The organism is Microcystis sp. M083S1 (genome assembly GCF_020246405.1).
GTDB lineage: Bacteria > Cyanobacteriota > Cyanobacteriia > Cyanobacteriales > Microcystaceae > Microcystis > Microcystis aeruginosa_C.
Map to the genome: position 1 here is coordinate 1 of NZ_JADBTB010000192.1, position 11,690 is coordinate 11,690.

An 11,690-nucleotide genomic window follows, 5' to 3' on the forward strand; every position below is an offset into this window, starting at 1 on the left:
CTTTCCGAAAGTCCTTGACTTGTTTTAGTTTTTCTATTAAGCTCAACATATATTTGAAAGGTTGGCGGTCACTCCTCATTTTACCTGATAGTGATCGCTTTTACTTTTGATATTCTGATGGGAGAATGAAACAGCCCTACCTTGATAAGGGGGGTGCCGATCCCCCCTTAATCCCCCCTTGATAAGGGGGGCATCTGACAACTTTTAACGCCTACCTACTTAAATGCAATGATAAATCCTACATAGGTCCAGACCTTCAGAGGCAAAAAACTAAAAGATGTAATACCATCGATGGCAAAATTCCATAATTTCCAGTAATTCCATTTAGTTTGTCCTTGATACCGGGGTTCTCGATCGAATAAAATTGATGTCTGTTTATATCCCACCCAAGCAAATATTCCTTTCATAAATCTTTGACGTTCGGGCATCTTTTTAATTGATTCTACCACTCGGCGATCAATCAAGCGCAAATCTCCTGTATTAGGGGGAATAGGAACCCGACTTAATTTATTAATAACTTGATAGAAACCTTCTGCGGTGAAACGTTTCAACCAACTTTCGCCAATTCTAACCCGACGGGACGCATAAACCACATCATAACCCTGCTGCCATTTTTCGATCATTTCGGCAATTAATTCGGGGGGAGCTTGTAAATCAGCATCAATAGGAATGACTGCCATTCCTTGACTGTAATCAATTCCTGCTGACATGGCAATATCTTTACCAAAATTACGGGATAAATTAACCACTTTAATTTGTGGGTAACGTTGATGATATTCCACGAGATTTTTGAGAGTATTGTCACGACTACCATCATTGACGCAAACGACCTCATAACTGGTATTTAGTGCCTCTAAAACCGCTAAAAGTCGCCTAAAGAGAACATCGATATTTTCTTCTTCGTTATACAGAGGAACAACAACAGATATTTTCACAGGGATTTGATTTGATAGCATATTAATTTACCAAAAAACTAGAAAAATTTTCTAACAAATGTCAGCAACTAAAACTTGTTCGTACTTAGTGGATGCTTGCTGCCAAGTATAATTATCTTCGATTAACTTGCGAGCATTTCTAGATAATTTTTCTCGTAACTCTGCCGATTCAAAAAGACTACTAATCGCCGTACAATATTCCTCAATACTATTAGCCCTTAAGGCTGCTAGAGGAACATTATTTCCTTCCACTGTTAATCCTTCTAAACCTCGATCGCTGGCTACCACTGGCACCCCCGCAGCCATAGATTCTAGGGTTTTAAACTTCATTCCAAAACCTGTTCTTAGGGGAATAACTGCCACAGTTGCCTGATGAAGATAGGTGGTCATTGATGGTACTCGTCCCGTCACAATTACTCCTTTTAACTTAGTTAATTCTTGCACTTCTAGGGATGGATTAGCACCGACTAGAGTTAAAGTAGTATCGGGATAAGTAATTTGAATACGAGGTAAAATTTCCCTAGCTAAAAAACAGGCCGCATCGATATTAACCCAATAATCTAACCCACCGAGAAAAACTAAATTATGTCCAGAAGGCTCCTCGGTACGATAGGGAAATAAATCTAAATCGACTGCATTAGGAATTAAATAAATCTCTCCATTGGGGGCAAATTCTTCCATTTGTTTTTGATCATCATCGGTGGTGACGACAATTTTTGAGAATTTCTGCACAGTTTTTTGTTCGTAGCGACGCAGGAGAGGAAGGTAGAGACGATCCCGTAATTCTTGACTAGAAACCCCAATTTCTAATTGACTTTTGCCAGTTTGATAGAGGGAACTATGCACATCAATTACTGTCCTAATTTGCTGTTTCCATTGGGGACGAATATAAATTTCATTAACACTATGTTCACTGGTAATTACTGGGAATTTTTGACTCTTAACTGCCCTATCTATCCAGTTCTGCATCTCTTGAGAATAGCCAAAAAGTACATTGGGAGGTGTTCCCGTTTGCAGGAATTGAGCTAATCTTTGCAGTTTAGAAATTATTCCAGTTTTGGCATCTCGAGGACGGGGAAAAACTACCAATTCACTAACAAATTTACCTAACTTTCCTACCTCCTCATCGCTGACATCAGCAGTACGCTGAACGATGAGAGTAATATCATGATTTTTGCTGAGATATTTGAGTAAATTAAAAGTTCTGCCCTGAGTTCCTCCTTTGCTAGGTGGATAGGGAAAGGTGGAACTAATCATTAAGATATTCATAGCTATTCCTCTAAACGATTTTCTACCATCATGCGGACAATATCGGTCATTTTGTATTGTGCTTGCCAACCTAATTTTTCCTTAGCTTTGCGGGGATTACCTCGACTAATGGCTAAATCTGTTGGTCTTAATAAACTTCGATCAGAAATTACATGATCTTGCCAATTTAAGCCAACAGTAGCAAAAGCTGTGGCGACAAAATCCTCTAGTTTTGAACTTTCTCCCGTGGCAATGACGTAATCATCGGGTTGCTCCTGTTGCAGCATTAAATACATCGCTTTAACGTACTCTGGCGCCCAACCCCAATCCCTTTGAATATCCATATTTCCTAAGTGTAAAGTCTCAGGAATTCCCTGGGCAATTCTAGCCACGGCAGCGATAATTTTTTGGGTAACAAAGCGCTCGGGACGTAGGGGAGATTCATGATTAAAAAGTATGCCTGAACAGGCAAAAATTCCGTAGGCTTCTCGATAATTAGCCACTTCCCAAAAAGCCGCCGATTTAGCCACAGCGTAGGGACTGCGAGGACGAAAAGGGGTATTTTCATCGGCAGAATTATCGCCGATATCCCCGAAACATTCACTCGACCCGGCATTATATAATTTAATTTTTGCTCTGGTAAATCGAATTGCTTCTAAGAGATTTAAGGTTCCCGTGGCAATACTTTCTAAGGTTTCCACTGGCTGCTCAAAAGATAAACCGACAGAACTTTGTCCAGCCAAATTATAGACCTCATCGGGCTGAATTTTAATTAAGACCTGTAGGACACTGCGAAAGTCATTCAGTGCCATTGATTCTAGTTTTACCTGTTCCTTGATTCCCAAACGTTTCAGGTTACTAAAAGAGGACATTTGGGCATCCCGGGAGGTGCCACAAACTGTATAGCCGGCTTTTAACAGTAATTCGGCTAGGTAGGCTCCATCCTGCCCCGATATACCACAAATTAACGCTTTTTTACCCATTTATTTACAATAATTTACTTTTGAAGGTTTAACATCGCCTTGGCGGCCTCGCTTAAATAACCGATTTGTCCGTAGGCATAGAGAAGATTATCAAAGCTTTTAGCGGGATCATTGATAAATTTGACATATTTAACCAATCCTCTCAGCAAACGCTCACCTCCTCGCCTAAATTGAGCCAATCCCGTCCTTCCTGCCACTTCTTCCCGGTAGTGTTCGCTGATGCCTTGCCACCAACTACGACGCATAAACCATTGACGATTGATTCTTTCCGGGGCAACATTGTGTTCCACCAATGCTGCGGGAAAATAGCCTACTTGCCATCCCTGGGCGATTGCTAGTTCTGTAGTGTATAATTCCTCGTTAGAGAGAAGTTTTTTACCAATTCTTCCCAAATTAGGGTCAAAACCGCCAATATTCTCCAAGAAATCTCGCCGAATCGAGTAATTAACCCCTCGCGGAGTTAAATTCGCCTGGCTAATGTATACCACATTGTCGCCCAAATCGAAAGCCCCTAAACCCCCTGCTAACTCATCGGATAACCAATTGGGTTGACTGTAGCCTTGCGGCCAAATTAAGGTGACTTTTCCCCCTGCTACTGCCAGTTTTTGGTTATTTTCGTAGGCATTTAACAGAATTTGCAACCATTGAGGACTAGCGATCGCATCGTCATCCAAATAGGCTAAAATCGGCGCTCTAGTTTCCCTCGCCCCGCGATTTCTGGCGGTAGATAGCCCTAAAATAGGTTCGTAAACGTATTTTAGCCGCCCATCTCCCAGACGCGACTCGGCCACTTGACGGGTTTTATCGGTAGATGCGTTATCAACCACTAAAATCTCGCAATCTGGGCAAGTTTGCGCCAAAAGACTATCGATCGCTGCTGCTAGGTAGTGATCGCGGTTGTGGGTACAGATAATCCCTGCTATTTTAGGAGCCATGGCTATCAAGGTTACTCATTCCAATACCCTAAAACTTAACATCCCTTTAGAAAAATGTAAAAATGCTTTTTTAACCCGGAGACAGGAGACTCCGAGACAGGAGACAGGAGATTGCTTTTTACTGATAGCGTTTCTCGTAAAGATGAAGTATAACCTAATTTGGTATTGACGACCGACTGCCCAAAAGGAAAACTTCCTATCTCACCATTAAGATAACTGCTATAACACTCTCCACTGATAACTGATTACTGATTACTGAAAATATTATGCCGAAAGTAACTGTTTGTATTCCCACCTATAACCGCGCCGATTATCTCAGCTATTCGATTAATAGTGTCTTGGGGCAGACTTATGAAGATTTTGAGTTAATTGTTTGTGATGATGGTTCTTCTGATCGTACCCCAGAAGTGGTGGCAGCATTTCAGGATTCGAGAATAATTTATCTGCGTCATCCCCAAAATCTTGGCAGAAGTTTAAATATGCGATCGGGTTTTACGGCTGCTCGGGGAGAATATTTTATTAAATTCGATGATGATGATGGACTAACTCCCGAATTTTTAGCGAAAACTGTACCTATTTTAGATCAAGAAAAAAAGGTTGATTTTGTCTGTACCGATCACTGGATTATTGATAAATTTGGACAAAAAGTGGCAGCGGCAACCCAAGAAAATTCAGCGAAATGGGGCAAAGACAGATTACAACAAGGGATTATTCCCGATTTAGAAAGACAAACTTTTTCCTATCAAAGTTTACAGGTGGGTTCGACTCTTTTTCGTTATCAATCTTTAGCCGATGTGGATTATATGCGCTCTCAAGCTGATGGTTGTGAAGATTTTGATTTATTGGTGCGTTTAGCTTTAGCGGGAAAACAAGCTTATTTTCTGCCAGAATTATTAATGGAATATCGTTTTCATGGCGGTCAAACTAGCTTAAAACAAGCGGTTCACTTTTTGCAAGCAAAATTGTTTTGTACAGAAAGTTATCACTTTAAAGATGTAAAATTAGAGGAAGAAAGAGTGAAAAAGGCGGCTTTTTTACAGGAATGTTTGGGGATAAAATTAATTGAAAAGGGAGAAAGCGAAGCCGGGCGAGTTTTAATAGAAAAAGCCTCGCAATTGTCAGGAAAATCCCGACGAGCTAGACTGGGTTTACTGCTTTCCTATTTACCTCTCAACTTGAGACAATTAGCTTTTCAAGGTTTCCGTCAACTACGCCCCAAAGATTACGCTGAACAGGTGAGAGCCGTATAAACTATAACTTATAAGTAGGTAGGTGTTAAAAATTGTCAGACACCCCCCTTATCAAGGGGGGATATAGGGGGGATATATCTTCTATTTAATTAGAACCACTTACTTGGCAGTTATCTTAATGGTCGGGTAGGAAGTTTTCCTTTTGGCGAGTCGGCCGTCGATACCAAATTAGGTTACACTTCATCTTTGTGACCAACGCTACCAGTTTTTTAATTTAACTATCTATGGATACTATTCACGTTACAGGAATTCGTGCCTACGGTTACACAGGATATCTGGCCGAAGAACAGGTTTTAGGTCAATGGTTTGAGGTGGATTTATCCCTAGAAGTTGATATCAGCATTGCTGGCAAAAGTGACGCGATTGAAGATACTCTAGATTATCGACAGGCGATCGAAATTGTCAAACACCAGATTGAAACCGGCAAATTTGCCCTCGTGGAAAAATTGGCCACGGTTATCGCTGAGGATATCCTACAACTCGAGGGCGTGCGACAGGTAAGAGTACAATTATCAAAACCCGCCGCCCCAATTCCCAACTTTACCGGTAAAATCACCATCGATATCACTAGATCTCGTTGAGTTTACGCGTATTATCGACTAAACTTCGCGCAAAAGCGTCAAAACGTTGGGAAAGCTTCTCATCAAGGATTTTTCCTTCTTCGTTGAAGACTTTCCACGCTTGTCCTAAGCTAATTTGTTCCGGAATTACCCAAGCATGAACCCAACGGAGAATAATTCTTAAATCATTGAGGGCGTTACTATTGGATTGGCCGCCTAAAACACTGATTAACCCAGCAACCTTTCCCGATAACTCCTCAAAACTCATTAAATCTAGGGCATTCTTCATCACACCACTGACACTACCATGATATTCCGGTGTCGCCAAAATTAATCCCGCTGCCGATTTAACCGTTTGCTGCATTTTGGCCACATCGGGATAGTCAGAATAGTCATCTCCCCCGTTACAGAAGGGTAAAGAGAGTTTTCTTAGGTCAATTATCTCCGTTTCTACTCCTAACGCCCCTAATCGACTGATAGCAACTTCTAACGCCATCGCACTATAGGATCCGCTGCGTAAACTGCCATTAATACCAACGATTTTGATCATAGAACTTATACAAACTCATAACGACTACATATAAGCTAACAAAAAAAGAGACAATTGGGGAAGCTTAGTTAAAAAAATATGTCGATGGGGCGGAGGGAGCGATCGATCTAAGTTTTAATGAGAGTAGAAAGAAAGATTTATTCCATTTCCCCTGATTGCCATGCCAGAATTTCTCGATTTTCTCAAACATAAATATGCCTATGTGGCTATTGGTGAATTCAAACCGGGGTGTTTTTCCGAGGCCCAAAAACTCTACGAAAAGGCCGTTTCCACCTATTCCACGGGATTCCAAGGAGCTTTTCTGTTGCAAAAACCCGGAACCGACGAAGGAATTGCCGTGATCATCTGGGATAAAATTGATGATATGGAGGCAAATAAAAGCGAAGCCCATGAATTATTGCTGAAATCCATGGCTCCTCTGTTTGCGAAACCTCCTGTCACCGATTTTTATGAAGTATGTAGCGAGATAGAAGGTTCCCCCATTTAGGGATAATGTTTCTTTTCGGTGGCGATTAATTTGGCGGCTAAAACCCCGCCTAGAAAACCGAATAAATGTCCTTGCCAAGAAATCCCCGGACGGGAAGGCAAAACGCCCCAAATTGTGCCACCGTAGAGTAAAAAGACTAGAATTGACAAGAGTATAGAAGGAATATTTCTCTGGAAATAGCCCCGCAGTAATAAAAAACCTAAATAGCCAAAAATCAAGATACTTGCCCCGATATGGATAGATCCGGGAGCAGCAAATAACCAGACTCCTAACCCCCCCACCAGCATAGTCAACCCAGTCACAATAAAAAAGTCACTGGTTTCCTGTAACATCACCAACCAACCGAGAATCAGGAAAGGAACCGTATTAGCAATAAGATGGGGAAAGTCACCGTGTAGGAAAGGTGCGAAAAGAATACCCCGCAATCCGATGACTTGATGGGGAATAATCCCGAAAATGTCTAAACTGCCCCGAAAAACAAATTGATCTAAAATCTCTAACAGCCAAAAAATCGCCACAAAGGTAGCGAGGATTATTGCTTGGGTTTTTATTTCTTGCCGTGATCCTTGACTCATAAGATTGATGGATGAGCTATTTTTTCCCATTATAACCCCCCAGATCAGTTATCAGTTATCAGTTATCAGTGATTCAGTTACCAGTTATCAGGTGTGAGTTTTCAGTTTACTGTTTACTGTTTGCTGCGGGACAAAGAGAGGCTAATTGACAGGAAAAACAAGCGGGATTTCTTGCTTTACAAACGGCCCGGCCGTGGTAAATAATACTAATAGAAAAAGTTTCCCAATCTGGTTGAGGTAGTAAAGCCATTAAATCCCGTTCAATTTTCACCGGATCGTTATTAGTAGTTAAACCCAAACGATTACTTAAGCGCTTAACGTGGGTATCTACTGTCACCCCCTCAATAATCGCGTAAGCGTGAGCAAGTACCACATTAGCCGTTTTTCTAGCTACTCCGGGTAAAGTTAATAATTCCTCCATTGTCTTGGGTACTTCCCCCTGAAAATCCTTAAGAATTTTTTGACAAGCACCCTGAATATTTTTGGCTTTATTGCGATAGAATCCCGTGGAACGAATCAGAGTTTCTAACTCCTCTCGCTCGGCAAAAGCTAAGGATTTAGCATCGGGAAAACGAGCGAATAAAGCAGGAGTCACCTTATTTACCCGCTCATCAGTGCATTGTGCCGATAGAATCACTGCCACCAATAACTGCACGGGAGTTTGATAATTTAAGCTACAGGTTGCCTCTGGATATAATCGCTTTAAGTTGCTTAAAATCTCTAGGGCGCGCATTTGAAGCTGAGTTTTTTTTCGCGGGGCCATCACTGGAATAAATCCTGAAAAACTGCTAGGTTAGCCGTGTCGCGCACGATTAAGAAAACTCCTAATCCTAAGAGTAAAACTAGACCTGTTTGCATGATGTTATCTTGCAGTTTAGTTGGGAGAGGTTTACCTACTAAAGCCTCGATTAATAAAAATACCAACTGACCACCATCAAGAGCAGGTAAAGGCAGAATATTAATCACCGCTAAGTTAATACTAATTAGGGCGGCAAATTGAAAAAGATTACCCGCATCATTACGAGCGATTGCTGCTCCGTATTCAACAATTTTAACCGGTCCTGCTACCTGTTGAACACTGTCTTTGAAGTTACTAACTAACTGCCCAAAACCTTGCACGGTTAATACAATTAATCGTTGAAATTCACCCGCACCTAAGCTAAAAGCTTGACCAAAATTATCGGCTTTCAGGCGAGTTTCTTCACCGTTAGGAGCCAATCTCACCCCAATTTTACCCTGACCATCACTTCCCAATTCAGGAGTAACGATTAAATCGAGAGTTTCTGTAGGGCGTTTGATGGTTAATTTTAGGGGTTGATCGGGGGAAGATTGAATAATGTCACGGAAGTCAATAATGGCATTCTGAGAAGCACCAAGGGGCTGATCATTGATAGCGAGAACAATATCACCCGCTTGTATTCCCGCTTGTTTAGCGACGGAATTTTCAGCAGTGAAAACCTCTGGAATAATTACCCCTTCTTGATAGTTAATTTGGGGAAAACCCACCGTAGCGACTTGGGTAACAAGCAAAAAATAGGCAAAAATTAAATTAGCAATTACTCCCGCACTAATGACGATAGCTCGATCGAAAACAGGACGATTGCGTAATAAATCAGGATCGTTATTAGGAATTTGACTATCGGGATCGTCATCGGGAAAACCAACGTAACCCCCTAAAGGAATGGCGCGGAGGGCGTATTCTGTTTCTTTACCTTGATATTTAGCTAAAGCTGGACCAAAACCGATGGAAAAGCGATTAACATGGATAGATTGCCAACGAGCAGCGGCAAAATGACCTAATTCGTGAACGACAATTAATAGGGCAAGGACACCGATCGCTATTAAAACTGACATGATGATCAAAATATAATGAATTAGCTTTTGTTAATTGTAAGCGATCCTCCCGGGCAGATTGCAAAAAATCTCTAGTTATCGCTAATTTTTCGATCATTTAATTAGGTAGGCGTTAAAAATTATCAGATGCCCCCCTTATCAAGGGGGGACTAAGGGGGGATCGGCACCCCCCTTATCAAGGGGGGACTCAGGGGGGATCGAACCTAAAATCCATTTTTAATTTAATTATAACCAGCTACTTATGCTAAAAGTGATCTTAACCGCCTAATTTGACCCGACGGAGAGCGATCGATGCCTTTGAGTGAGCGCGCCCAGCAATTAATCCCAAAAGCGAGAATCATCAGTTTCGCCAATTGGCCCTATCAGCAAGCAGCGATCGCTGTTTGGCAACAAGCGGATGATCAAACTCGCTATCTCGATGATAGTGATTTAGATACTATCGTCAATTTAGAGCCTGATTTACTGGTTTCTAGTCAGCAAGCTCGAAAACTGCGGGATAATGCTAATAGTATCGTCGATAACGCTCGTCAGGCTTTATTAAGCCAATTTCCTACCATTTTTCAACCCGGAGGCGATCTTCATCCACCCCACCGCGCCGAAGCTTGTTGGCGTGATTTCTGGAACTTTTTACGTTGTATTACCTACGGTGTCGCCGGACAGCAGATTCCCTACACCAGCGCCGAGGGATTGGAAAATATGCGTCTTCTTTACCAAGAATTACAAGTACCATTAGGGGCGATGATTTCGGGGTTAGAAGCCTTAAAACAATACAGTTTAGATTATTTTAGCGACTCAGAAAAAACCGCAATTACTCCCTATTTCGATCACTTAATTACGGTTATGAAAAAGTTTTAAAACCGAGGCATTTAATCCGTGTTAAAATAGTGAGGCCAACAGTTAAAAATGCCGCTCACCGAGGTTAAAACTCCGTTGAACCCATGAAATCATCGGCGCGGGTGGGCCTCTTAGGGCCACCAAAAACCTCGATCGAGTGCCTGGCGGGTCGAGGTACTTTATAAAATGAGGGAGATTCTATGGATGCCAAAGCGAAATTACTAGAATTGATCGCTGGTAGAAATCGCGGACTCCTGGCCACGGAAAGCGACCGCGTGCGGATTTTAGCGGCGATCGAACAATTGGAGGATCACAATCCCCATCCTCATCCCCTCGAAGTTAAACAACTATTAGGGGGCAATTGGCGTTTACTATTCACCAGCAGCCGCGACATTCTGGGACTAGATCGCCTACCTTTTTTTCAATTGGGGCAAATTTATCAATATCTTGACCTGAACAAGGCCAAACTCTACAATATTGCTGAAATTACCGGCGTACCTTGGTTAGAAGGAGCAGTGATCGTCGCCGCTACCTTTGAACCCACCTCCGAGCGTCGGGTTATGGTCAAATTTGAGCGCTCGATCCTCGGTCTGCAACGTTTTCTCAATTATCATTCTCCCCAAGAATTTATCGACGCGATCGAAAGTGGCAAAAAATTTCCTCCCCTCGATTTTTCCTTCAATAATCGTGAACAAAAAGGTTGGCTCGATATCACCTATCTCGATGAAGATCTCCGCATCGGCCGCGGCAGCGAGGGCAGCGTCTTTATTCTGGCTAAGGAAAAAACCTAACTTAAGTAGGTAGGCGTTAAAAGTTGTCAGATCCCCCCTTATCAAGGGGGGATTAAGGGGGGATCGGCACCCCCCTTATCAAGGGGGGATTAAGGGGGGATCGGCACCCCCCTTATCAAGGGGGGATTAAGGGGGGATCGAACCTAAAATCCATTTTTAATTTAATTATAACCAGCTACTTATTACCATAAGACTAAATACTAGGCAATAGGTAATCAGTTTCTAATAACCAGATTTAGGATTAAAATCAAATTATTGTACTATCATTACTCCCAGGAATTTTATCAAAATGTCTAACGAAACCGTTACTTATAGTCTTGAATCTGTACTCAAGGAAATCAAAGACAGCATCAAGGAGGTTAACCAAAAAATCGATACCCTACAAAGAGATGTCACCCAAAAAATCGACACCTTGCAACAGGATGTTAACCAGAAATTTGACAGCCTACAGAAGGAAGTTAACCAAAAAATCGACACCTTGCAACAAGATGTTAACCAGAAATTTGACAGCCTACAGAAGGATTTTAACCAGAAATTTGATAAGATTGACGAACGGCTAACTAAGCTAGAGGTAGGACAAGCAAAACTAACTGAGAAAGTCGATGGGATGGATAGAAGACTAGAAAAGGTGGAAGGAACCCAAAAAAATCAAGTTTGGACGTTAATTATTCTTTTAGGAGGAGCGATC

Annotated in this window: 13 protein-coding genes and 1 pseudogene; 6 read left to right on the forward strand and 8 right to left on the reverse strand. The window is 41.8% G+C overall.

Annotated elements, in window-relative coordinates:
• Window positions 1-221 precede the first annotated feature (221 nt).
• The 4 genes and pseudogenes from IM450_RS17800 to IM450_RS17815 form a co-directional block, all read right to left on the reverse strand.
• A pseudogene (locus IM450_RS17800) lies at window positions 222-956 on the reverse strand (glycosyltransferase family 2 protein); the annotation flags it as partial.
• Between the two features lie 30 nt (window positions 957-986).
• Complete coding sequence (locus IM450_RS17805) at window positions 987-2,204, reverse strand: glycosyltransferase family 4 protein (protein ID WP_002804242.1); 1,218 nt, start codon at window positions 2,202-2,204, stop codon at window positions 987-989.
• A 2-nt stretch (window positions 2,205-2,206) separates the two neighbouring features.
• Window positions 2,207-3,166, reverse strand: a complete 960-nt coding sequence (locus IM450_RS17810; protein WP_287664500.1) for a GDP-mannose 4,6-dehydratase — start codon at window positions 3,164-3,166, stop codon at window positions 2,207-2,209.
• A 14-nt stretch (window positions 3,167-3,180) separates the two neighbouring features.
• Window positions 3,181-4,101 carry a glycosyltransferase family 2 protein gene (locus tag IM450_RS17815; protein WP_043998122.1) on the reverse strand — a complete coding sequence of 307 codons (921 nt, stop codon included), beginning with the start codon at window positions 4,099-4,101 and terminating at the stop codon, window positions 3,181-3,183.
• 266 nt (window positions 4,102-4,367) lie between these two features.
• Here IM450_RS17815 and IM450_RS17820 point away from each other — a divergent pair, with 266 nt between their 5' ends.
• Together IM450_RS17820 and folB are read left to right on the forward strand one after the other, a co-directional pair.
• Entirely contained in the window at window positions 4,368-5,351 is a 984-nt protein-coding gene (locus tag IM450_RS17820) for a glycosyltransferase family 2 protein (protein WP_287664504.1), read from the forward strand.
• Window positions 5,352-5,575: 224 nt separating this feature from the next.
• Window positions 5,576-5,932 carry a dihydroneopterin aldolase gene (gene folB / locus IM450_RS17825; protein ID WP_002804255.1) on the forward strand — a complete coding sequence of 119 codons (357 nt, stop codon included), beginning with the start codon at window positions 5,576-5,578 and terminating at the stop codon, window positions 5,930-5,932.
• Here folB and IM450_RS17830 read toward each other — a convergent pair.
• Window positions 5,919-6,461 (reverse strand): NADPH-dependent FMN reductase, encoded by a 543-nt coding sequence (locus IM450_RS17830; protein ID WP_002804257.1) that lies wholly within the window; start codon window positions 6,459-6,461, stop codon window positions 5,919-5,921. The two genes, folB and IM450_RS17830, sit on opposite strands and share 14 nt — an antisense overlap.
• 160 nt (window positions 6,462-6,621) lie before the next feature.
• Between IM450_RS17830 and IM450_RS17835 the strand changes: the two genes are divergently transcribed.
• Window positions 6,622-6,948, forward strand: a complete 327-nt coding sequence (locus tag IM450_RS17835) for an antibiotic biosynthesis monooxygenase family protein (protein ID WP_002759792.1) — start codon at window positions 6,622-6,624, stop codon at window positions 6,946-6,948.
• Here IM450_RS17835 and IM450_RS17840 read toward each other — a convergent pair.
• The 3 genes from IM450_RS17840 to rseP form a co-directional block, all read right to left on the reverse strand.
• A complete protein-coding gene (locus IM450_RS17840; protein WP_002804258.1) occupies window positions 6,945-7,553 on the reverse strand; it encodes a rhomboid family intramembrane serine protease in 609 nt (202 codons plus the stop codon). The genes IM450_RS17835 and IM450_RS17840 overlap by 4 nt on opposite strands.
• A gap of 76 nt (window positions 7,554-7,629) precedes the next feature.
• Window positions 7,630-8,286 carry an endonuclease III gene (gene nth / locus IM450_RS17845; protein WP_043998123.1) on the reverse strand — a complete coding sequence of 219 codons (657 nt, stop codon included), beginning with the start codon at window positions 8,284-8,286 and terminating at the stop codon, window positions 7,630-7,632.
• Window positions 8,286-9,377, reverse strand: coding sequence for an RIP metalloprotease RseP (gene rseP / locus IM450_RS17850; protein ID WP_287664514.1), 1,092 nt, complete (start codon window positions 9,375-9,377; stop codon window positions 8,286-8,288). The genes nth and rseP overlap by 1 nt, the downstream gene beginning before the upstream one ends.
• A 291-nt stretch (window positions 9,378-9,668) precedes the next feature.
• Here rseP and IM450_RS17855 point away from each other — a divergent pair, with 291 nt between their 5' ends.
• The 3 genes from IM450_RS17855 to IM450_RS17865 all read left to right on the forward strand — a co-directional run.
• Window positions 9,669-10,232: a phycobilisome protein gene (locus IM450_RS17855; RefSeq protein WP_287664517.1), complete on the forward strand. Its 564-nt coding sequence runs from the start codon at window positions 9,669-9,671 to the stop codon at window positions 10,230-10,232.
• Between the two features lie 179 nt (window positions 10,233-10,411).
• Window positions 10,412-11,002, forward strand: a complete 591-nt coding sequence (locus tag IM450_RS17860; protein WP_002747500.1) for a PAP/fibrillin family protein — start codon at window positions 10,412-10,414, stop codon at window positions 11,000-11,002.
• Window positions 11,003-11,291: 289 nt separating this feature from the next.
• The coding region (locus IM450_RS17865; RefSeq protein WP_287664520.1) for a DUF4164 family protein at window positions 11,292-11,690 on the forward strand (399 nt) is incomplete at its 3' end.